The sequence below is a fragment of the Syntrophomonas erecta subsp. sporosyntropha genome (genome assembly GCF_055395365.1).
Window position 1 is genome coordinate 243,707 of record NZ_AP042459.1, and the last position, 23,153, is coordinate 266,859.

General features: G+C 42.2%; 23 protein-coding genes and 1 other annotated feature. Of the genes, 2 read left to right on the plus strand and 21 right to left on the minus strand.

What is annotated here, in order from left to right; genetic code table 11:
• A complete protein-coding gene (lspA, locus tag ACZ5Q0_RS01150) occupies positions 1–438 on the minus strand; it encodes a signal peptidase II (protein ID WP_446819905.1) in 438 nt (145 codons plus the stop codon).
• Positions 439–584: 146 nt separating this feature from the next.
• On the opposite strand from lspA, the gene ACZ5Q0_RS01155 reads away from it, so the two are divergent.
• Positions 585–1,952, plus strand: a complete 1,368-nt coding sequence (locus tag ACZ5Q0_RS01155; protein ID WP_447182648.1) for an MATE family efflux transporter — start codon at positions 585–587, stop codon at positions 1,950–1,952.
• A gap of 60 nt (positions 1,953–2,012) precedes the next feature.
• Here the strand turns inward: ACZ5Q0_RS01155 and ACZ5Q0_RS01160 are convergent, their stop codons facing one another.
• From ACZ5Q0_RS01160 to ACZ5Q0_RS01220, 13 genes are all read right to left on the minus strand, one after another.
• Positions 2,013–3,101, minus strand: coding sequence for a tetraprenyl-beta-curcumene synthase family protein (locus tag ACZ5Q0_RS01160; RefSeq protein WP_446819903.1), 1,089 nt, complete (start codon positions 3,099–3,101; stop codon positions 2,013–2,015).
• Positions 3,085–4,050 carry a polyprenyl synthetase family protein gene (locus ACZ5Q0_RS01165; RefSeq protein WP_447182649.1) on the minus strand — a complete coding sequence of 322 codons (966 nt, stop codon included), beginning with the start codon at positions 4,048–4,050 and terminating at the stop codon, positions 3,085–3,087. The genes ACZ5Q0_RS01160 and ACZ5Q0_RS01165 overlap by 17 nt, the downstream gene beginning before the upstream one ends.
• A gap of 156 nt (positions 4,051–4,206) precedes the next feature.
• Positions 4,207–4,935, minus strand: coding sequence for a type 1 glutamine amidotransferase (locus ACZ5Q0_RS01170; RefSeq protein ID WP_446819901.1), 729 nt, complete (start codon positions 4,933–4,935; stop codon positions 4,207–4,209).
• A complete protein-coding gene (locus tag ACZ5Q0_RS01175; RefSeq protein ID WP_446819900.1) occupies positions 4,920–6,329 on the minus strand; it encodes a DUF1727 domain-containing protein in 1,410 nt (469 codons plus the stop codon). The genes ACZ5Q0_RS01170 and ACZ5Q0_RS01175 overlap by 16 nt, the downstream gene beginning before the upstream one ends.
• 121 nt (positions 6,330–6,450) lie before the next feature.
• On the minus strand, positions 6,451–7,647 hold the full coding sequence (locus ACZ5Q0_RS01180) for a glycosyltransferase family 4 protein (protein ID WP_446819899.1): 1,197 nt from the start codon (positions 7,645–7,647) through the stop codon (positions 6,451–6,453).
• 150 nt (positions 7,648–7,797) lie between these two features.
• A complete protein-coding gene (locus tag ACZ5Q0_RS01185; protein WP_446819898.1) occupies positions 7,798–8,244 on the minus strand; it encodes a TraR/DksA C4-type zinc finger protein in 447 nt (148 codons plus the stop codon).
• A 99-nt stretch (positions 8,245–8,343) separates the two neighbouring features.
• Positions 8,344–9,711 (minus strand): PFL family protein, encoded by a 1,368-nt coding sequence (locus ACZ5Q0_RS01190; RefSeq protein ID WP_446819897.1) that lies wholly within the window; start codon positions 9,709–9,711, stop codon positions 8,344–8,346.
• Between the two features lie 87 nt (positions 9,712–9,798).
• Positions 9,799–10,080, minus strand: coding sequence for an ACT domain-containing protein (locus tag ACZ5Q0_RS01195; RefSeq protein WP_446819896.1), 282 nt, complete (start codon positions 10,078–10,080; stop codon positions 9,799–9,801).
• Between the two features lie 17 nt (positions 10,081–10,097).
• Complete coding sequence (ileS, locus tag ACZ5Q0_RS01200) at positions 10,098–12,875, minus strand: isoleucine--tRNA ligase (RefSeq protein ID WP_446819894.1); 2,778 nt, start codon at positions 12,873–12,875, stop codon at positions 10,098–10,100.
• Positions 12,876–12,930: 55 nt separating this feature from the next.
• Positions 12,931–13,158: a binding site (T-box leader), on the minus strand.
• Between the two features lie 147 nt (positions 13,159–13,305).
• Entirely contained in the window at positions 13,306–13,974 is a 669-nt protein-coding gene (gene nth / locus ACZ5Q0_RS01205; protein ID WP_446819892.1) for an endonuclease III, read from the minus strand.
• A 286-nt stretch (positions 13,975–14,260) separates the two neighbouring features.
• On the minus strand, positions 14,261–14,983 hold the full coding sequence (locus ACZ5Q0_RS01210; RefSeq protein WP_446819891.1) for an amino acid ABC transporter ATP-binding protein: 723 nt from the start codon (positions 14,981–14,983) through the stop codon (positions 14,261–14,263).
• Entirely contained in the window at positions 14,980–15,648 is a 669-nt protein-coding gene (locus tag ACZ5Q0_RS01215; RefSeq protein ID WP_446820740.1) for an amino acid ABC transporter permease, read from the minus strand. Before ACZ5Q0_RS01215 ends, ACZ5Q0_RS01210 begins: the two co-directional genes overlap by 4 nt.
• 119 nt (positions 15,649–15,767) lie before the next feature.
• Positions 15,768–16,559: a basic amino acid ABC transporter substrate-binding protein gene (locus ACZ5Q0_RS01220; RefSeq protein ID WP_446819890.1), complete on the minus strand. Its 792-nt coding sequence runs from the start codon at positions 16,557–16,559 to the stop codon at positions 15,768–15,770.
• A gap of 404 nt (positions 16,560–16,963) precedes the next feature.
• Between ACZ5Q0_RS01220 and ACZ5Q0_RS01225 the strand changes: the two genes are divergently transcribed.
• A complete protein-coding gene (locus ACZ5Q0_RS01225; protein WP_447182650.1) occupies positions 16,964–17,908 on the plus strand; it encodes a DMT family transporter in 945 nt (314 codons plus the stop codon).
• Positions 17,909–17,993: 85 nt separating this feature from the next.
• Here ACZ5Q0_RS01225 and ACZ5Q0_RS01230 read toward each other — a convergent pair whose 3' ends face one another.
• From ACZ5Q0_RS01230 to ACZ5Q0_RS01260, 7 genes are read right to left on the minus strand one after another with little or no spacing between them, the layout of a single operon-like run.
• Positions 17,994–18,281, minus strand: a complete 288-nt coding sequence (locus ACZ5Q0_RS01230; protein WP_446819888.1) for a DUF167 domain-containing protein — start codon at positions 18,279–18,281, stop codon at positions 17,994–17,996.
• Complete coding sequence (locus ACZ5Q0_RS01235) at positions 18,278–18,781, minus strand: DivIVA domain-containing protein (protein WP_446819887.1); 504 nt, start codon at positions 18,779–18,781, stop codon at positions 18,278–18,280. Before ACZ5Q0_RS01235 ends, ACZ5Q0_RS01230 begins: the two co-directional genes overlap by 4 nt.
• Before the next feature lie 11 nt (positions 18,782–18,792).
• On the minus strand, positions 18,793–20,703 hold the full coding sequence (locus ACZ5Q0_RS01240) for a peptidase U32 family protein (protein ID WP_446819886.1): 1,911 nt from the start codon (positions 20,701–20,703) through the stop codon (positions 18,793–18,795).
• Between the two features lie 14 nt (positions 20,704–20,717).
• The gene (locus ACZ5Q0_RS01245; protein ID WP_446819885.1) at positions 20,718–20,987 is read right to left on the minus strand and encodes a YggT family protein; all 270 of its coding nucleotides are present in this window, start codon (positions 20,985–20,987) and stop codon (positions 20,718–20,720) included.
• A 23-nt stretch (positions 20,988–21,010) separates the two neighbouring features.
• Positions 21,011–21,808: a pyrroline-5-carboxylate reductase gene (gene proC / locus ACZ5Q0_RS01250; protein WP_446819884.1), complete on the minus strand. Its 798-nt coding sequence runs from the start codon at positions 21,806–21,808 to the stop codon at positions 21,011–21,013.
• A gap of 2 nt (positions 21,809–21,810) precedes the next feature.
• Complete coding sequence (locus tag ACZ5Q0_RS01255) at positions 21,811–22,227, minus strand: cell division protein SepF (protein WP_446819883.1); 417 nt, start codon at positions 22,225–22,227, stop codon at positions 21,811–21,813.
• A gap of 52 nt (positions 22,228–22,279) precedes the next feature.
• Positions 22,280–22,966 carry a YggS family pyridoxal phosphate-dependent enzyme gene (locus tag ACZ5Q0_RS01260; protein WP_446819882.1) on the minus strand — a complete coding sequence of 229 codons (687 nt, stop codon included), beginning with the start codon at positions 22,964–22,966 and terminating at the stop codon, positions 22,280–22,282.
• Positions 22,967–23,153: the final 187 nt, after the last annotated feature.

Genomic DNA, 23,153 nt, shown 5'->3' on the forward strand with positions numbered 1-23,153 from the left:
TCAGCCCACCTCTTCATGACGGAGCACATAGATGATTAGAAGGATTGCTCCACCGACAATGGCCATATCAGCCAGGTTAAAAACTGGCCACCAGCGCAAGTCCAAAAAATCGATTACATAATTAAAACGCCAGCGATCCACAAAATTGCCGGCCGCCCCGCCAACTATTATTCCCAGAATTATTCGTAAGAAATCCGGCAGTGGATGTCTCAAGTTATATACAACTAGTCCAAACATAACCAGAGCCGCAGCGACGATGAAAAACCAGGATTTACCCGGTAATATTCCAAAGGCGGCTCCCTGGTTCTGCACATAAGTAAGGTATAGAAAACCATTTATCAGCGGATGACTCTCACCCAGCGATAACCAGGTAGTTACCTGCCATTTACTAACCTGATCAAAAATCAAAACTAATATAAAGCTTAACCAGAACCTCACCCACAGACCTCCTGCCATCCTTAATTTCCATGACTCACGTAACCCATTTTAGGCAACTATACTGCAAAATTCAAGAAAAACATAAAACTATCTTCTCTAGTTGTGTTTATGCTATAATCACCGGGTATATAATAAGGAGAATTTTTATGCTGGTATTAATTAGTGACAAGTCATTACGCCAACAAATTATGCGTATTGCCGGTCCGGCTATAGTGGAAATGATTATGTATATGGTTATCGGAGTTGTTGATATAGCCATTGTCGGCAGGTTAGGAGCAATTCCGCTGGCTGCTGTCAGCCTGGGATCAGAAATTTTCTTTTCCATTGTCCTGTTTATGGAAGCACTGGCCATCGGTTCAGCAGTGCTGGTTGCCCAGGCCGTCGGGGCCCGTAATTTATCCGAGGCCAGACGAGTGACTGTGCATACTTTGCTACTGGCAACTATATTAGGCATTATAGCTATGATTGCCGGGCTTGTGTATACTGATAAAATCTTGGGATTATTCGCTGTGGAAACAGATGTGTTTAGACAGGCTCGTGATTACCTGATCATTACTTTCCGCATCACCCCCCTGGCTTTAATACTTTATATGACCAATTCTATTTTCCGGGGATTGGGACGAACTGATATTCCTATGGTCATTGCGTTAATCGTTAATATTTTTAATATAGTTGGTGATTACGTTCTGGTATACGGATTAGCTGGTTTTCCTGCCCTGGGAGTAGCTGGAGCAGCTTGGGCTACTGCCCTGGCTCATAGCCTAGGCTTTGCACTAGCCATTTATATGCTTATGTCTGGAAAAGGAGGTCTTACGATCCGATGGGGCCATGTAGGACGTATAGATCCAGCCGTTTTTCGGCGTATTCTTAATTTAGGAATTCCCAGCCTGGCTGAACAGTTTTTTTTCAACGCCAGTAATCTTATCTCCATTTATCTACTGGTCTACTTGGGAACAATGGCTTATGCATCTCATCAGGTAGCTCTTACCGTGGAATCAATCTCCTTTATGCCCGGTTTTGGAATCGCTGTAGCCGCCACCACACTAGTAGGGCAAAATGTAGGGGCTGGCAACCAGAGCAGCCTTGTGAAAGCGGCCCGGGGAAGCATCGAATTTGGCCTGCTCGTGATGGGTATTTTTGCCTTACTATTTGCCTTGATTCCTTTCCAAATTGCAGCTATTTTTACCAATGACCAGCATATTATTAACCTGGCGGGAAGTATTATCCGGCTAGCCTCACTGGAACAGCTAACTATAGCCACCAGTATGGTTATAGAGGGAATATTAAAAGGAACCGGAGATACCCGTACCCCTATGCTGATCAGTACACTGGCTACCTGGGGTTACCGGTTACCCCTTTTATACGTTTTTATAAAGGTGTGGCACTTGGACATCATTTATGTATGGATACTATATATTATGGATTGGTTAATCCGTACCCTGGTATACATTACTATTTACCGGCGCAAAAAGTGGCTAAAAAACATCCGGACACCTTACCAATCTAACCATTAAAAACTATCCATTCCCCCGTTTGCCGGCTAGTAACCGTTACCTTTACCGGGTCGCAAAGGACTAAAGGAAAACTCTTACCATCCGGCATAACCAGTAAGTCACCCGGGCACTTCCCCCGGCTAATCTTAATAAATTGTTTCGCAACGGCTGAAATCCTTGCTGTTTGACCTTAATATCGGATAGGTACATAGCCAGCAGGCCGATCACCACCGTACCGTGAAAAGATGATTGAGGAAGATGGGCCGCCTTTTGCAGAGATTGCTCTACTAAATACTCTAACCTGGTCTCCATTTCTTCCGTTCCCTGGTAATAAAAAGTAAAGTTTAAATCTCCTCCCTCCCGATCCTCCTGTTGGTCAATAAGATAATCAAGCAGGATGTGTAAAGAGCAAATCCAGGGAAAGTAAGTACTTGCTAATTGATTTACTAGAAATGCTGGTACATCTTTCCGGCCAGCTATCGCCACCAAGGAAAATATAGCCAAGGTAGACCCTGCTGCAGCAGCCAATTCCTGCCATAAAAAATCTGGGTAATGAACAAATTCCTCCTTTACCCAGGTTTTTAATCTAGCTTCTCTTATATTTAAATCCACATGTTTTTCCACCTGTAGCCGGATATACCATTTAGCCAGTTTCATAATTTCGGGTTTCACCTGAACATAGGATGGCATCCTGTACAAACAGTGCCGGCATTCTTCCACCAAAGCATTTAAATATCCATGATCGCCTTTAAGGGGATATTGGCCATAATATTCACTTATGGTCCGGTCACAATCGAGGGCATCTAAAAGGGATTGGTGCAATTGGTTAAAGGCTTCTCCATCTGTATATCCGGCCCGATCGCATAGATTATCCAAATAGTCACATATAGTCTGGTAGGCAATGATAAAGCGGAGAAGATATGGGTTATGAGAAAGCGTAGCATACACTGCTCCCCCCTGGCAGTGAAAAGCCTTATATTTAAGGCTGGCCAATGCTTGCTGTTGCAGGTCCGGTTCCAGATACACCCCCGCTTTATGCCGCCATTCTTTCAAAACCTTTTGCACAGCTGGTAAGATTTTAAAGATATAAGGGAAAAGGGCACTACTGCTGGCTGAAATACGGGCAGGATGATGGTGGTTAATAGCGGTCGACCTAACTCGGGGTTCCAAATTCTCTCCTCCTGTTTTCTCCGGTTTGCCGGTAATAAATGTCTATAATTCCTTCACCCATGTTGGCCAGTATATGGCGGGCGGGTACTTCCGGCAATCCCTTTAAAAGTTCTAAACCAGACACAATAAAACTATGAACTACTTCTAAAGATTCAGTAATAACCCCACTATTATGGATAAGGTTCACCACCCTGCGAATATTGTTTTTAGCGAAACGCCCCTCTTTGCCCCAACCTTCCACTAAAATCCGGTGTTTAGGATTTTGCATCAGTAGAATTAACGGTAAGGTAATATTCCCCTGAGATAAATCATTCCCGACTGGTTTACCCATCAGCTGAGGATCACCAACATAATCTAAAAGGTCATCCAAAATCTGATATGCATATCCCAAACAAAGTCCATATTGTTCCAACAGGGTAATTTCCTCTACCGGCATAGCTGAGACCAGACCTCCTACTTTACAACTGGTGGCAAACAGGCAGGCAGTCTTACGGAATATTTTCTCATAATATTCTTCCAAACTAGTATCCAATTTAAAACCTAAAGAAAGCTGCTGAATCTCCCCACAGCACATGATTTGTATGGTCTCGGTTATACAATCCATCACCTTAGGAGAATGATTGTTAATAAGATTAAAGGCAGTGGCGAAAAGATAATCTCCGGCCAGGACACTGGCTTTGTTTCCACATCGCCCATTTAAGCTGGGTTTTCCTCTTCTGGAGGCAGAGTTGTCAATAACATCATCATGCACTAGAGATGCAAGATGTATGAGTTCAACCGCTACTGCCCCATCTTTTACCCGAGCAGGATCGGCCGGATATAAAGAAGCACATAGATACACTAGACGTGGGCGTAGCATCTTGCCGCGGGTTTGCATCAAGTATTCAATAATGCTATCTACTTCCTGGTTATGGGTACGCAGTACTTCTTCCATTCGGGATTTGACCATTTCACCGGAAAATGCATAAGAGGAGGTCGAAGAGAATTCCTGTAATATGGTAATACACCCCTTTTTTTGTTAATGCTGGTCATATCATGCCCATTTTGGTAGCCACATATACGGTTAGCTATCCTATTATTACACTAGAGGTATTACCACTATTTTTTAACCCATGATTTTTCTTTTTACCTGTTGGTGGGCAAACATTTCTATTCTATCATCCAGGATACGATCCAGATTTATTCCCCTTCGGTTTACCATAGCCTGGATTAAAAAATCAGCTACAGCGGGATTTTTAGGTAAAAGGGGTCCATGCATATAGGTTCCGATCAGATTATTAAAGCGCATACCTTCAGTACCATCTTTCCCATTATTGCCCAGTCCATTTAAAACTCTGCCTAAAGGTTTAAGGGTGGAATCATTCAGATAAGTACGACCGGCGTGGTTTTCAAACCCCACCACGGTCACTAATTCCCCCAAATCGGCCTCTATAAGTATGTTTCCAATTAGGCGAGGAGTTTCAGCCTGGGTAAATATATTGAATAATCCTAACCCATCCATCTTTTTCCCGTCGGAGGCCTCGTAGTATTTTCCCAATAACTGATAAGCTCCACAGATAAATAGACCGGGCATTCCCTGTTCTACCATTTTCATCAGCTTATCAATATTATGAACCAAATCACGGTAAACTAAATCCTGTTCACGATCTGATCCGCCCCCCATAAATACCATGTCTACCCCATCTAACCCCTGCCATTCACCCAGAGCAATGGGCCATATGTTACAGGTATGTCCGTACCATTCCAATCTTTTTTGCAGACATATTAAATTACCCCGATCTCCATATAAGTTCATCAGATCAGGATATAGGTGAGCAATTACGAATTCAGCCATAATTCACCTCGGCGATCTTTGTTTTCTGCCTGTTCACCTGCCGGTCTATTTTTATGAAGTCTGAGGAGTATTTTACGGCAAGAAAACAGGACTGTATAAGTAGATAAAATATAACTGGTTTCACCAGACATTTCTAAGGCTCTTAAAATTCCAGGCTCCAATTCGCTTTCTATACTTATGTTACGGGGATCAAATCCGGCATACTTAAACCTTACCGCCGCATCACCACTGCGCTGTCCCGAGCAAATCACAGCTTTTATCCGGGTTCCGGGCCGAGCCGTAATTTCCACATCGGCATCCCATATCCAGGAAATATCCCTGCCGTCAGCGGCATTATCATTAAGGGCAAAAAATAGAGCCTTTTCCGCCGGATCATTATTAATGGCTTCCAGGGCCTGATTTAATCCGGTAGGATTTTTAACCAGCACCAGAACAGCCGTCTTTTGCCCAATCGAAAATCGCTCCATACGACCTGCCTCAGGTTGATAAGCAGCAATAGCATTCCGGATTGTATTATCCTCAATGCCCACTAATTTGGCTAACGATACTGCCGCTAAAATATTATAGGCATTATAAAAACCTTGATAAGGACTAGTCAATTCGATGTCATTAACCATAAAATGTATTTGAGGATCCATCTGTAAACCATATCCAGTAAAATTCCTTCTAGGATTACAATTATTACAACCCGGACACTGGTACTTGCCTAACTGAGCGTAATGATAACGTTTATAAACTAGCTCCTGCCCGCAAAAAACACAAAAACGTCCTTCCCGGCTTTCCTCGCTGACTAAACGATCATACCCGGTCGCCTCGAAACCATAGTACCAGCAGTGTAACCCGGTATCATTTTGGAAATGGGCTACCAATGGATCATCAGCATTTAAAACTAGCTCAACATCAGTATAGCGTACCGCATCTTTTATCAAATTTATAGTATAATCCAGTTCTCCATAGCGATCTAATTGGTCACGAAAGAAATTCGTAATCAATACTACCCGGGGATGTACTTCCTTTAACAACAAGGGAACATTAGCTTCATCAGTCTCTAAAAGGGCATAGTCAAAGGCTCGTCTCCCCAAAATATCCGTTTTTTCAATAAATGCCGTAGTAATACCAGTGATCATATTGGCACCTGCCTGGTTGTGTATAAAAGAATAACCTTTTTCTTCTATAATGCGGGCTATCATATTGGTAGTAGTAGTTTTCCCATTAGTTCCGGTTATGATAAAAATTTCCTCGCTTATATTTTGAGCCAATTCTGCTAATATCCAGGGCGCAACTCGCCGGGCTATCCGCCCCGGGAAGTCAGTACCCTGATTACCCAGCGCTCGGCTTAAGTATATAGCCATCTTGCCAATAAGAATGGCAATTATCAAGCGAATTCGTTTCATTAATCCTTACTCCCCATCATTATAATAATTTAATCTAACACAATATTATATTAAAAGAAACCTGCGGGCACACAAAAATGGGGCCTGTCATTACTAAACAGACCCCTTTAAACTATCTATTTTACGAACCAAACCAGGAACCAAAATCAATAAATTTGGCTTTGCGATGGGTAGTCTTTTCACAGAGCTCCTGGTAGACTTCTTCCAGCTTAATAGCCATGTTTAAAGAAGAAAGGCTGTCCGCTTTAACCAGCGCATTCTTTTTAAATTTATGATAGAGAACAGGATCATCAAGCAAGCGTACTATAGCAGAACTAAATTCTCCCTTATCACATGTGGTTAAGATACCATTCTTATTGTGATCCACCATATCCTGAACACCATAAGCGCGTACTGCTACTACAGGTAAACCGGAGGCCATGGCTTCTATTAATACCAGGCCCTGAGTTTCGGTCATCGACGAGAATACAAAAAGATCTGATGAATAGTACACATGTACTAAGGTGTCAAATGGTAAGGCTCCGGTAAATATCACATCACTTTTAAGGGAAAGCCCCAGATTTTCAGCCAGTTTTTTCAGATCGTCTTCCAGAGGACCCTGAGCAGTAAGAACTAAGGTAGTATCCGGTTTACTTCTTTTTACTTCAGCAAAAGCTTGAATAAGAAATTCCAGATTTTTCTCCTTGGTTAACCTGCCCACAAATAATAACACCTGGTTGTTTTCTGGAATAGGATAGTGATCCTTTAACCAACGGGAATTACCATTTTTAAATTTATTTACAGGTACTCCGGTAGGGATAACCGAAATGGAACTGCGTATCTGGTAGCCTTCTAATATTTCTTTTACTTCAGTAGTGGGAACAATGATATGCTGACAGTGATTACAAAAGTTGTTACTATATTTAATCGTGATCTCTTTTGCTAAATCCTGAGCCACCGGTACATAATGAACATACTGGTCATAAAGTGTGTGGTAAGTAAAAACAATAGGAGTATGGTATTTTCGGGCATAACGTAATCCCACCCGCCCCATGGTAAACGGGGAATGGACATGAATTATATCCAAATTCAGCTTTTTCACCAGCATATTTAATCCTGGCAAAATAGGAATAGCCAGAGCATAGTCAGGATTAGTAGGAGAAGGTAAAGAGTAAAAACGGTAAACTCTCTCTTCCTGCTCATCATAATCAGGGTAACTGGGAGCAAAAATAAAAACCTCATGCCCTAGTCGGGTTAGCTCCTCTTGAAATGTCGAAATAGAGGTAACTACACCGCTGGTATAAGGCTTATAACTATCTGTGAAAACTCCTATCCTCATAGCGGTCGACCCCCCTTTCCTTTCTAATTTAAATATATACCCTTAGGTCCCAATTAGCAATTTTTTTCAGAATATTATGACTTAATGGGACTATCTGCATAATTAATTTAGTATATCTGAGCCCCGTTTTGGCTATTAACTTGTTAACTGCTAACGTTCATATAATTCATAGCCAGCTACTTGGAAGGTTTCCCCGGTATCAGACATATCGCCGGAAGTAGTAATATCTTCCTCCGCCGGTCTGGTAACTTTATCCTGAACTGCATGAGCACAATGCGAACACAACGTAGTGTTAACCAGCCTGTTCAAGCGGGCTGATTCAATAGGTTGACCACACTGTTCACACACACCATACTGACCCATGTTGTAACGCTCCAACGCATCTTTCACTTTTTCTAATTCTAATTCATAAAGTTCCAGTATACCATGATCCTTTTCCCGTTCGTAAAGTTCCGATCCAATATCAGCCGGATGTTGATCATAAAGGGATAATTCATCAATACTCTCAGTTAAAGGAATCATCAAATCATCCTGTTTGGCCCGAATAAGATGCTCTAATTCCTGTTTTTTTTCTAGTAACCTGCTTTTAGGATCCAAAGGACAAACCTCCATTTGCTCTTAATCTGCCCATCCCCAAACAGTAATTACTTCTCCAATTATAAATTAGTATGCCAATTCTGATCAGGTCAATACCGATTAATTATTTAAAGAATGGATTGGAGCCGGGATACGCCCCTTACGGGCAATAAAGCCGGACGAAGAAAATTTACTAACTCTCATGATGGGAGCACGTCCCAAAAGTCCACCGAATTCCACCCATTCCCCTTCCTTTTTCCCAGGAACAGGAATAATTCGCACCGCTGTAGTTTTGCGGTTAATCATACCGATAGCAGCCTCATCAGCTATGATAGCAGAAATAGTATCAGCACTTGTTTCACCAGGAATCGCAATCATATCTAACCCTACCGAGCACACACAGGTCATCGCTTCTAGTTTTTCTATCGACAAGGCACCTGCCACTACTGCATTTATCATACCCTCATCTTCGGATACAGGAATAAATGCTCCTGAAAGACCTCCTACATAAGAAGAAGCCATAGCTCCCCCTTTTTTAACGGCATCATTAAGCATGGCCAGTGCAGCAGTAGTACCGGGAGCACCAACCTTCTCAATTCCCATCGACTCAAGTATATCAGCCACACTATCACCAATGGCAGGGGTAGGGGCCAGAGAAAGATCTATAATTCCAAAAGGTACATCTAAACGCTCGGAGGCCACCCGGCCCACCAATTCACCCATACGGGTCACTTTAAAAGCCGTTTTCTTAATTACATTAGCTAGTTCACCCAAATCTAAGTCAGGATACTTTCGCACCGTATGTAATACAACCCCAGGACCACTTACCCCAATATTAATAGTCGATTCCGGCTCACCAGGTCCGTGAAAAGCTCCCGCCATAAAAGGATTATCTTCTACAGCATTACAGAACACCACCAATTTAGCACAGCCCAAACCATCCCGTTGTGCAGTCAGCTTAGCAGTTCGCTTAATAACCAATCCCATATGATAAACCGCATCCATATTTATTCCCACCCTGGTAGTGGCTACATTTACTGAAGAACAGACCCGCTCAGTCCTGGCCAGGGTCTCGGGAATAGCTTCAATTAAGGCTATGTCTCCGCGGGTTGCTCCTTTATGAACCAGAGCTGAAAACCCCCCTATAAAATTAACTCCCACCTCTCCAGCGGCTTTATCCATATACGAACCTATGGTTACCATTTCATCAGGTTTTAATCCACCTGCTACCATGGCTACCGGAGTTATTGAAATACGCTTATTTATAATGGGTATACCATATTCCTTTTCAATATCTTCCCCAACTTTAACTAAATTTTCCGCTAAGCAGGTTATTTTATCGTAAATTTTTTTACCAGTTATTTTTCCGCTATCCCCACGGCAATCTTGAATATTAATACCCATCGTAATGGTACGTATATCCAGATTTTCCATCTGGAGCATTCGAACCGTTTCCAAAATCTCTTCCTTGCTTATGCTAAACGGCATTCAATAAACCCCTCCTGACAGTTAAGGGGGGATAACAGTCCCCCCTTATAAGTTATTCGTTTTAGATCTCCCCTAAACCGTCATTACCTAGATACGATGCATAAAACGGAAAATATCTTCGTGCTGTACTGTGACCTGTAAGCCTAGACTGTTGCCTTTTTCTACTAGGAGCTCGCGCATTTTGTCTATCTCCAGCTTGCTGGTAGATGTATCCACCACCATAATCATAGTAAAAAACTCCTGCAATATAGTCTGGCTTATATCCAGAATGTTTACATTAGCATCTGCTAAAATATTAGCTATAGCCGCAATTATTCCTACCCGGTCATGGCCCAATACACTGATTATGACTCTTTTCCCCTCTTCCACAGGCAGACCTCCTGTTCCTACAATTTATTAACCACTTCCCGGCAGCGTTTACATAACCCGGAATGGTCATCATCCTGTCCTACCGAGGGTTCAATTATCCAGCAGCGCTCACATTTTTCTCCCTGGGCAGGTTTGACACTTACCCATACTCCATCTACCCCTTCCAAACTAATAGCATCAGCGGAGCGCTCCCCAGCAGGCCGTATATCTAGTCGGGAAACAATAAATAATTTTTCCGATGCCGTGGTAGCATCAAGTAGTTTTAACCATTCTTCCTCGGCATAGATTACTACCCATGCACCTAGTGAATGGCCAATTATTTTACTGGTACGGGCTTCCTCCAGGGCCTTAGTAACCACTTCCCGAAGTGATAGCACTTTTGACATCCTGCTTTCCAGATCATCATCCTGGTAAAGATCATTGGCTGCCGGCCAATCAAGGAGTTGGACACTTTCGGGCTGGTTCTCATTACGCAAAAATCCCCATATTTCCTCACTGCTAAAGGCCAGAATCGGTGTCAGCATTACCACCAGGGCTTGAATAATATCATAAAGAACCGTCTGAGCAGCCCGGCGCTCGGGATCATCCGGTAATGAACAGTAGAGCTTATCTTTAAGAATATCAAAATAGATGTTGCTCAAATCCACCGTGCAGAAATTATGAATGGAATGAAATACCACATGAAATTCGTACTGATCATAAGCGCGCGTCACCCGGCGGATCAGTTTATCCAACTTTAATAGGGCCCAACGATCTAACTCCGTTAACTTATCGAATTCTACCCGGTCACGGCTAGGATCAAAATCGCAAATATTACCTAGAATAAAACGACAGGTATTACGAATCTTCCGGTATGCTTCAGCACTTTGGCGGATAATATTCTCAGAAACCGATACATCATTGCGGTAATCTGCCGATGATACCCATAAACGGAGGATATCAGCCCCTAATTCTCTAGTAAGTTTTAGCGGGTCAACTACATTACCTAATGATTTAGACATCTTGCGTCCCTTTTCATCTACTACAAATCCATGCGTTAATACCTTCCGGTAAGGAGAGGTACCCTGCACAGCTACTGCTGTGGAAAGGGAAGAATTAAACCACCCGCGATGCTGGTCACTTCCCTCCAGATACATATCTGCCGGCCACCTGAGCTGAGGACGGGTTTTTAAAACTGCAAAATGGCTCGATCCAGAATCAAACCATACATCCATAATATCAGTTTCCTTGTCGAAAGTATTACCCTGGCATTTTTCGCATTGGTATCCTTCCGGCAATAATTCGGCAGCCTCTTTGGCAAACCAGATATCAGAACCATGTTCAGCAAAAAGCCGGCTAATACGTTCAATGGTTTGGTCATTGATAATTGTTTCCCCACAGGAACGGCAATAGAAAATCGGAATAGGTACTCCCCAAGTTCGCTGGCGGGATATACACCAATCCCCACGGTCACGAACCATGTTATAAATCCGCTCCCGCCCCCAGGAGGGAATCCACTCTACTTGATCGATAGCTGCCAGGGCTTTCTCACGAAAACCATCAATAGAAGCAAACCATTGTTCTGTAGCCCGGTATATAATGGGGTGCTTACACCGCCAACAATGTGGATACTGGTGCTGTAAATTGCTGGCTAAAAGCAGCCTATCCCGGTTACGTAATTCTTCGATAACGTTCTCATTTGCATCATGTACATACAAACCTTTAAACTGCTGAGCCTCTTCAGTAAACCGACCCCGGCTATCTACAGGTGAGAGAACATCTAATCCGTATTGACGGCCTACATAAAAGTCGTCTTCACCATGTCCCGGAGCAGTATGAACACACCCAGTTCCGGCCTCCAGGGTGACGTGCTCTCCTAGTATGATCAGGGAATCCCGGTCAAAAAAGGGATGATGACAAATGGCCCTTTCCAGCTTTCGTCCTTTAAATTCTTCTATGATCTTATAGTTATTCCAATCCAGATCTGAAGCTACCTGTTCCAATAGACCTTTAGCAACTACATATTTTTCCTCCTCCACCTGCACTATGACATATTCAAAGTCGGGATGGACTGCAATGCCTGTATTCGCAGGTAGGGTCCAGGGAGTAGTCGTCCATATAACCACAAAGGCATCCTGCGGTATTACACCTTTACCATCTTTTACGGGAAATTTTACATAAATGGAAGGTGAGGTCTTATCCTGGTACTCAATCTCGGCTTCTGCCAGGGCAGTCTCACAATCAGCACACCAGTAGACAGGTTTCAGCCCTTTATAGATATACCCTTTTTTTGCCATCTCCCCAAAGACCTTAACCTGAATGGCTTCAAAACCCGGATCTAAGGTAATATAAGGATTATCCCAATCACCCCTTACACCCAAACGCTTAAACTGATCCTTTTGTATATCCACATATTTTAAGGCATATTCCCGGCAATGATGCCTAAATTCAACTACATCAGTACGCTTCCGGTCCAGTCCCAGATTCTTAATAGCCTGTTGCTCAATAGGTAACCCATGAGTATCCCAACCAGGAACATAAGGACTATCAAATCCGGCCATAGATTTGTATTTGATAATAATGTCCTTAATCACTTTGTTCAAGGTATGCCCCAGATGTATGTTGCCATTAGCATAAGGAGGACCATCATGCAAAACAAACTGAGGTTTCCCGGTAGTCTTCTCCTGAACTTTTTCATAGACATTAATCTTTTCCCAGAAATCTAAGATTTCCGGTTCTCTTTTCGGCAGGTTTGCCCGCATAGGAAAATCCGTACGGGGCAAATTCAGTGTCCCATCATATTTACCTTTAGCCATATCGTGTAACCACCTCGACATTGATTTTTTCCGTTAAATAAAATACCTTTCATCCCCAAGGGACGAAAGGTATTCTTCCGCGGTACCACCCTAATTAGCATTCGTTATAATGCCATCTCCTAACTGCATAACGGACAGCACCGTTTAAACCTCACCATCATTAGATCTTCGGTTTAAAAGCTCACGGGTGATCTTCGGCTGGACAACAGTACCCGGCTCCCACCTTATCCAGGCTCGCTGTAACCGTTATTCTCCGGCTTACTCTCCCGGTCAAAGCCTATAAAAATTAACAAATATCTTTAAACCTTTAAAAATCGTTATATATTGTAGCATATTGCCCCATATAAGACAACTACAGCCGGTCAACCATTACTTTTATAACCATTATACCCATAGTTGACACTAATTTTTCAACTAATTTCAAAATCCATTAAGCTTTCCGGACCGCTTTTTGGGAACCAGAATCATGATCCATATTTTTAGCACATATATCCTCAACAATACACTGTGAACATAAAGGATTGCGGGCTTTGCACACCTTACGACCATGAAATATCAGTAAATGATGAGCTTTGATCCAGTGCTTTTGGGGTAGAATTTTCTTTAGCTGCCCTTCGGTTTTATCCGCTGATTTACTTGATACCAGCCCCAGGCGGTTGCTTACCCGGTGAACATGAGTATCTACCCCTAACGCCGGCTGATTAAAGCCTACCGCTATCATTACATTAGCAGTTTTTCGCCCTACCCCGGGAAGCTTTAACAGTTCATCAAATTCATCGGGAACCTGATCATGATATTGATCGTGTATTATTCTAGCCAGTTTTTTAAGGTGGGCAGCTTTATTGCGATACAACCCTACTCCCCTGATTAATTCTTCAATCTCAGCTAATTCACCTTCCGCCAAATCACCCGGCTGCGGATATTTTTCAAATAACCTGGGAGTTACTTTATTCACCTGTTCATCAGTACTTTGGGCTGATAAGACAATAGCTACCAACAGTTGAAACAGTTCCGTATAATGAAGCCGGGTCTTGGCCTGTGGATATTCTTGTTGTAGTCGTCTTATAATTACTTCAGCTCGTTGGCTTTTATCATCCACTTAACCACCCGCATTTATTTTTCTTTTGGCTCCACCCTTTAAGACTCTACTCTTTACAATAATGACAGGTGGACCCTTCTGTTTCATCTTAAAGTTTACCATTTAAAATTAAAAACCGGTATAATCCCTGCCTTAATCATTTAAACAACTACGCATTTAGGGTACTGATTGGAATTGTATCTTTACTTATATCCTACTTTATCATGACAGCAGTGGACATGATTAGAAGGAAAATAAAAATGTCATTACTATAGAGGAACATACCAGCACCTGGTTTGGCCATTAACTATAGAACCTTACTCAGGAAAGACTGGGTCCGGGGATTAGTGGGATGGTCAAATATCTGTTTTGGCAGCCCTTCTTCCATTATTATTCCCTCATCCATAAAAACCAGCCGATCACCCACTTCCCGGGCAAATCCCATTTCATGAGTAACAACCACCATGGTCATGCCTTCTAAAGCCAGGTCTTTCATAACTGTTAAAACTTCCCCTACCATTTCCGGATCCAAGGCTGAAGTAGGTTCATCAAACAGCATAACCTTAGGCTGCATAGCTAGAGCCCGGGCAATAGCTACCCGTTGCTTTTGCCCCCCCGATAAATTACCCGGATAAACATGGGCTTTGTCAGTTAACCCCACTTTACCGAGAAGTTCCATGCCCCTTTCCTTCGCTTCCTTTTTATTGACTCCCTTTATTTTAACCGGTGCCATGGTTATATTCTCCAGGGTAGTTTTGTGAGGAAACAGATTAAATAGCTGAAAAACCATCCCCACTTGTTGACGGATTTTATTTATATCGGTTTTGGGATGAGTTAGTTCCTCACCATCAATATATATATGTCCGGAATCCACTTGTTCTAGTTGATTAATACATCTTAACAGTGTACTCTTGCCGGATCCACTGGGACCAATGACACAAACCACTTCCCGGGGGGCTACATTAAAATTTATCCCCTTTAAAACCTGTAATGATCCAAATGATTTATTTACATCTACCACCCGTATCATTCAGTCGCCAGCCTCCTTTCCACATAATCTCCAAATAGGGATAGGCTCTTGGTAATCATAAAATACATGAGAGCTACACAACCCCATACCCAGGTGGCTTCATACGTATTGGCATAAACCAGGTCGCCTCGATGGGTTAGTTCGGCTACAGTTATGATTGAAACTAGTGAAGTATCCTTTAACAATGCAATAAATTCGTTTATTAACGGCGGTACCACAATTTTGTAAGCCTGAGGTAGAATCACATAGATCATGGCCTGCTTATGATTCATCCCTAAAGACCGGGCTGCTTCCATTTGCCCCTTGTCAACCGCCTGGATACCAGCTCGTACTATCTCACCGATATAAGCGCCGCTGTTTAGTGAACAGACTATTATAGCCGATGAAAAAGGATCATTATTATATATCAAAGGTAAAACACCAAAATACAAGAGCAGGATCTGAACAAAAAGCGGTGTACCCCGGAAGAAATCTATATAAATAGTTGCTGTGCCATACAAAAGACGCGAGCGGGATAATTTGAACAGACCAGCAAAAAGCCCCAACACCATACCAAAACCAACTGACAGCGCCGTAAGTACAATAGTTACCCAGGCACCCCCCAGAAAATAAGTAAAGTTATCAGTTATAACCTGATAGCCGTGTAATTCAGTGATACTACCCATGATTACTGTGCCGAAAACATTCTCCAATCCTGACATTTACCGGTTTCCTCCCTGCATTACAAACCAAAAGCGCGAGTAATTGCTCGCGCTTTTATTAATAATCTTTGCACCAGCTAACTTTAGTCAAACCACTTGGAATACAGCTGGTCATAGGTTCCGTCAGCCTTTATTTTGGCCAGCCCTTCATTCATCATGTTGAGCATTTCGGCATTGCCCTTCTTTACTGCAATACCATATTGTTCCTCAGCCGAAAAAACATCTCCTACCATTTTTACCTTGGAATTCTTTTGTGATTTTAGGTAGTAGGCTGTTACTGGGTGGTCATTAACTACTGCATCAACCCCACCTTTTTGCAGTTCCATAAAAGCAGGTCCTATGTCATCAAAATTACGCACCTCAGTAGCCGGATCCTCAGACTTTACTTTAGCACAGTAACCGGCACCGGTGGTACCAGTTTGAGCGGCCAGTCTCTTACCTTTCAGATCTTCAACTGTGGTAATCTCTTCGTTATCATTACTTACTGCAATGATTAGGCCCGCATCAAAATAAGGCTCGGTAAAATCAACGGATTTTTTACGTTCTTCATCAATAGTCATACCAGCAATAGCCACATCAATTTTGCTGGTGTTTAAAGCAGGTATTAATGCTTTAAAGTCCATATGTTTAATCTCAACTTCATAACCTTGCGCTTCACCTATAGCCCGGATAAGATCCATATCAAATCCAGTGTAATCATTACCTTCCTGCATTTCGAAAGGCGGGAAAGTAGCATTGGTGCCAGCTAACAATTTGGGCTTGTCCGCACCTTGCTTATCACCCTCCTGCTGATCCTGCTGTCCACCGCAACCAACCACTGCCATCATACCAACAATTAATAAGACCGCTAAAACTATTTTACCTGCTCTCTTCATCTAACCTTTCACTCCTTTGGCACAAACCTTAAAATCAATACTGAAATAATTATACAGTCTTGTGTATGAATCGACAATGGTTAAATGGCATCTGCTTAACTGACACCTGGTAAGAAAATCGATAATACCGGTATCGCAAACAATTCATAGTTCGGTGAGTTGGTTAAACACTGACCTAGACGTGTATATTTTTAAATATTCCTAAAACCCATCTCCTCATTCCAATCAGGGATATGTCCGCACTGTGTGTACCTGACATAAATACTTATTTTTACAATTCCGTGCAGTTTTTAAACCCCGATACCCAGCCAATATTTGTTTTTTAAACTGGCCCAAATGAATCGGCTCTGCTATTATGGAAACTGAATCGCGGAAATATATAATTTAAATGGAGCAGGATGGTAATGAAAATAAGCTGTCGTAATCGGGCTGAATTAAGTATGCTACTGGTGGCTTTGATATGGGGTACTACTTTTGTATTAGTTAAAAGTGCTCTAAGTGATATTGGCCCTTTTTTATTTCTAGGTCTGAGGTTTTTGATTGCTTTTGGGGTGATAGCACTATTGTCATACCGGAGCCTGATACACATCCAGTTTTCTACCCTGGCCGCCGGTAGTCTACTGGGGGTTTTTCTTTTTATAGGTTATATCTTTCAAACCGTAGGTCTTAAATATACGACTTCTTCCAACGCTGGGTTTATAACCGGGGTAAATGTAGTCCTGGTGCCTATTATTTATGCAATTTTGTACCGGATCAGGCCGGCTGCCACTACCATATTAACCGTGGTTATGGCTATCATAGGACTATATTTTATGTCATTTCAAGCTGATACCTTAACACTTTCTTACGGTGATCTTTTGGTTCTAGTTTGTGCGGTAGCCTTTGCCCTGCATATTGTTTTTGTTGATCGTTATTCACACCAGCATAATCCAGTGGCCATCACCGCAGTACAAATTCTTTTTGTAGGTGTAGTTTGCCTTATTATAGGCCTACTTTATGAACCATGGCCTGATCACTTTACCCCTAACGCAGTTAATGCTATATTAATAACCTCAGTATTAGCAACTTCCCTGGCTTTTCTATTACAAAATGCCATGCAAAAATACAGTACACCAACCCGTTTTGCAGTAATACTTACTATGGAACCAGTTTTCGCCGCTTTGGCAGGATACTTATGGGCTGGTGAAATATTAAGTCCCCGAGCTCTGGCAGGAGCAGGACTAATTTTACTATCTATGCTGGTATCAATTTTTAGCCGCCCTGGTAAAAAACAGCCTAAAAAATCAGCGGCAGCTGAGCCAAACGTAATTAAGGCACATTCTTATTTAAATAAACTAATAAAAGATTAAAAAAACCAGGCTTCGAGGTAGTAAAGTGTCTTAACTATCTCAAAGCCTGGTTTTAAAATTAAATTAAAGCCATTACTCCGCTTACCTATTTATTTATAATCGCTTGTACGGTATCCGGATCAACTCCCCGGATTTCCACCAGTTTAGTGCGTGATGTTTCCCCTTTTACAATTAATATATCCCGTTTGGGAAGCTTAAAAAGCCGGGCTAAAAAATCTACCAGGGCCTGATTAGCCTCTCCTTCAACCGGCGGGGCAGTTAGCTTAATCTTTAAAGCACCATCTATCTCCCCAGCAACCTGTGTACGTGAAGAACGGGGTTGAACTCTAACCTCGATCCGAGTTCCCTCTTCGGTTGGAAAAAGGTTTATCATTCTTCCTTTTCCTCCATAGTTACTGTTTCCAAATGCTCCATCAATTCCTTCAGGTCTTTACTATAAAAAAAGGATGATAATTCATCTATCTTGTGCTGATTACGCTCCAATAAATCCAACTCTCCATTGATCTGAGCTTTTAGTTCTACATTAAATAGATTAAGGCGTTTAATAATATCCTGATATACCATTAAAATGGTGGATATTTTTTTCCTGGCTTCTCCCAGAATAAGGTCGGCTTCTTTACGAGCACTGTTTTTAAGATCCTCAGCAGTCTGCTGAGCTAAAATCAGGCTGCTGTTCATGGTTTCTTCCATTTTCTTATAACGAGCCAGTTCATATTCCAGGCGTTGAATCTCTTCCTTTAGTCGGGAGTTATCAGTGTAAAGTACCTCATAGTCCTGAGCTACCCGCATTAAATAGTTTTTTACTTCGGTCTCATCAAGACCGCGAAGAGCTTTGCGGAATTGCTGGTTACGAATCTCCATCCCGGTGATCATCTGTTCCCCCCCTATTCCTTACTCTCATGATCTCCAGTAAAAACTGCGGCGGTAAGTCCACCATGGAAAGTTTGTAAAAGCTCCCGGTATGGTTTTTTTTGTTCCCATTTACCATCCCGAAGGCCTGTAATAGCATTGCTGTAGAGTCTTACAACCTGGGCCAAAAGTTTATCGGAATAAAACTGTCCTTCAATCCTTACCCTAGTTACTCCTGCCCGGGCCAATAAGGGCAGGTAGGGGAACAAACATAAATCACAGGGTGTATAAATGTAATTTCGGCAGCGACTATCCGTGCGTATAGTATAGTACTGCCCCAATGGGTCCATGAGCCGATAAGTGCCTTTTTGGCAATGCAGCTTACAAGAAGACCTTTCTTCCGAATTTATAGATCCATTAATACAATAATCAGTAACCATCGCACATAATGAACCATGTACAATAATTTCTAAAGAGAGATTACTAGCAAAAACCTGCATTATATCGGCAAAACTTGTTTCCGGGGATACAGTTGCCCCCTTTATTCCTTTATCCAAAAAGAAATTAGCGGCGGCAGCATTGGTGATGTTTAATCCGCTACCCGCCAGGATTTTTACTTTGTTTCCATCCAGCCAATCCCACAGACTAGTCTCATTAATCATAACCCCACCCAGTTTATCCAATGGCAATTGTTCCATGAAACCTTGTAACCAATCACCATCTTCCTGGGTAACAATACGTGGGGTTTCAATTACTACTTCTTTACCATATACTTCAGCCAGCTGGATAGCCTGTTCAATTTTTCCGGCCGTCCATTTTTCATTAATCTGTCTAAAGCCCTCTATACCAATAATAAAAGTATTTACGGGATAATCTTTTAAGTTGTGTATAGACTCCAATGTCCCTACTTTTACACTCAAGTGCGGATTCCAGTGTTGAACAGGCCTATCGTGATAATCGCTTTCATTAAGCCTCTTCTGGAGGCACGGAGCAGTAGGAAATTTAGGCTCACGTTTCCCGTCCAGACCGATGGACTCCAGTCCAGGCCTGGTAAAAAGACCCCCACTGGTAAAATCTCTGATCCTTATATTAGCAAGCTGTTGATATTGTGATTCATCAGTTATATATTCATCCGGTTCCTTCATATACCCGTCAATAGCATGACGATATATTTTAACTAAATTACTGACATAGGTAGCATCGCGCATACGCCCTTCGATCTTAAACGAGGTCACCCCCGCCTCAACCAGATCTTTTACGTAAGGATACAGGCATAAATCATTATGAGCCAACCAGTATTTATACTCATCGGAAGTTTCCCTACCACTTTGCAAACGGTATGACCAACGGCAAGGTTTTATACAACGCCCCCGGTTGCCGCTTTGTCCTGCTAAGAAACTGCTGAAATAACACTGACCAGTATGAGATATGCACAGATCACCATGAGCAAAAAATTCTATACCCATACTTGTATGGGCATGAATATGGGCAATTTCTTGGAGAGACAAATTTTTGGATAAAATAACCCTTTTAAAACTGTTTTTCTCCAAAAATCGGACTGCAGCCAGGCTTCCAATCCCCATCTGTACACTAGCATGCAGGTTAATGTCCAGACCAAGATCCTGACATATTTTTACCACTCCATAATCCTGTACTATTATAGCGTCGACTCCTATCTGTTGGAGATAAACCAGATAATCAGTCAGTTCAGCCATTTCATCTTCATAGTACAGATTATTTACAGTAACATACAATTTCTTACCCTGCTTATGCAGGTAATCTACTGCGTCCTTTAATTCCCGGTCAGAAAAATTAAATTCAGGTCTTAACAGGCGCATGTTAAATCTCTTTCCACCCAGGTAAACTGCATCCGCCCCTGCTGCAGCCACCTTTTCCATTATGTCCCATTTTCCTGCCGGGGCTAGCAACTCTATATTATTTTCCAAAAAAACAGACCCCTTTACAGCAACATATACAAAAGATCTACAACTAATTTTTGTGCCAGAGTGATTGCCAGTACCGCAATTATAGGGGAAAAATCCATTCCCCCAGCTGCTGGTAATAGGCGACGAAACGGAGCCATTACAGGTTCAGTCACATCATAAATAAATTTAATGATAGGTTGATAAGGATTATGTCTAACAAAAGACAATACACACCTGGCAATAATTAACCATACCAAAACATTAAATGCCATGTTGACTATCATTATCAATTGAAATTTGCCCACCAAATACCCCCCTGCACCTGTCCTTATCCTAATTCTACCGAGCGTAGATAAGCTTTTTCAATACCATTAAAGAAAGCTGTACGCAATCCGTCCTTTTCCATCTGCCGTAATGCAGCAATGGTAGTTCCGGCAGGAGAAGAAACCTGCTCTCTAAGTACAGCAGGATGTTCTCCACTTTCTTGCAACATTTGTATACTGCCTTTAATTGTATCCATAACTAAAATTCTGGCGGTAGCCGCATCTAAACCTAATTCAATAGCAGCACTTATCATAGCTTCCACTACCAGGAATACATAAGCTGGCCCACTACCTGATATGGCTGTCACCACATCCATATATTTTTCTTCCAGAATCACGCAGGAGCCCATACTGGTGAATATTTCCTCCACCAGGTCCAGGTGCTCTTCATTAGCATGCTTTCCCTGACATAAAGCGGAAACTCCGCTTCCCACTAAACAGGGCAAATTGGGCATTACTCTTACTACCGGTACAGGCAGAGAGAGCCGGTTTTCGATAACAGAAGTCTTTACCCCTGCCGCTACCGATACTAGTATCTTATCAGGAGTCCAGGATGACATGGTTTCCGCAAGTACCTGTTCTACCTGATGGGGTTTTACTGCAATAATTATCGTATCACTCTGAGATACCACTTCTGGTTGAGGAAGAATCCGGGCGTTATAATCCTGTTGAAAAAGCTGTTCCCGGACTGGATCGATATCATTTACATAAATAAGATTGAACTGATCCGATAAGCGGGTAGTTATTCCGCCAGCCAACGCATAGGCCATCTTGCCGCATCCTATGATGCCTAAACCTGACACTATTACTCTCCTCCCAAGGAATTCCAACCTGGACGGCGGACTAGTGAACGGCCATCCCGGGCAATCTCCACATTACTGGGAGTAAATATAAAAATGTTTTTGCCTAATTGCTGGCTATGCCCCTCCAATGAATAGGTGGTACCACTGATAAAATCAATAATTCTCTGGGCAATCTCCGGAGGAGTGTTTTCCAGATTTAATACAATCTGTTTACGGTTTTTAAGGTGGTCTGCCAGTACTTGTACTTCATCAAAGCTATCTGGTTCACATACAACCACCTTCATAGTCTTGGCGGTGTGAATACTAACCACGTTAGCCATATTCTTACCTTCTTCAGTACTTTTAGGAAGTTCAACTAGCTCTTCCCTGACTTCCTCTCCTACTCCCATCCATGACCACACCTTATCCATAAAACCCATAACTGTGCCTCCTTTTCAAAAAATCCCGGTACATTTAGGTACAATTAAAGCCCTAATTCTCACCATGGAAAATAGCACTACCTATACGGACTATATTAGCTCCTTCCTGGATAGCAATTTCATAATCCTGTGACATCCCCATAGAAAGATAACGTAAATCAGTATTGGGTAATGAACGCCGGCGTAAACGTGTCCAAATCTGATAAAGTTCTTTAAAAACCGGACGAGTTTCTTCCGGCTCGTCTACCAGTGGCGCCATAGTCATAAATCCCTGTATACTTATTTGTTCCAATTCACCGGCTGAAGCAAGAAAATGCTCAATATCATCCGGATTTACACCTGCTTTTTGTTCTTCTCCAGCTATATTAACCTGTAGCAAAACCGGTACTTTAGTTTGCAACAAGCGTCCCCTTTTGTTAATCTCTTTAGCCAGATTCCAGCGATCCAAAGAATGGATAAGACATACCTGTCCTACCACATCTTTCACCTTATTAGTTTGCAGCCTTCCTATCATATGCCAACGAGCCCCAGGTAAGTGATGAACTTTCATTCTTAACTCTTGAACCCGGTTTTCGCCGAAGTTGCCGATGCCTAGTTTATAAGCAGCTTCGACAACATCTATATCAACCGTCTTACTTACGGCCACCAGTAGAATATCAGAAGGTAGGCGCCCACTTTGGGTAGCCGCCCGGGCTATCTTTTCTTTTATGTTATCGATACGAACCTGTAAATCTTTCATAAAAACGATGCTCCTGTTATTTTAAGTATTTAATATAATAAAATCGGTTTCTGCAAAACGTTATGTAAAATTATATAAAGTTTTGCTCAATGCAAAATATTCCGGGGCCATTCTTGCCTGGGAAACAACACCTACTTGTCTGGCAGCACCAGAGGGAACCGTTATCAAAGGCCCTTGTATATGGGTG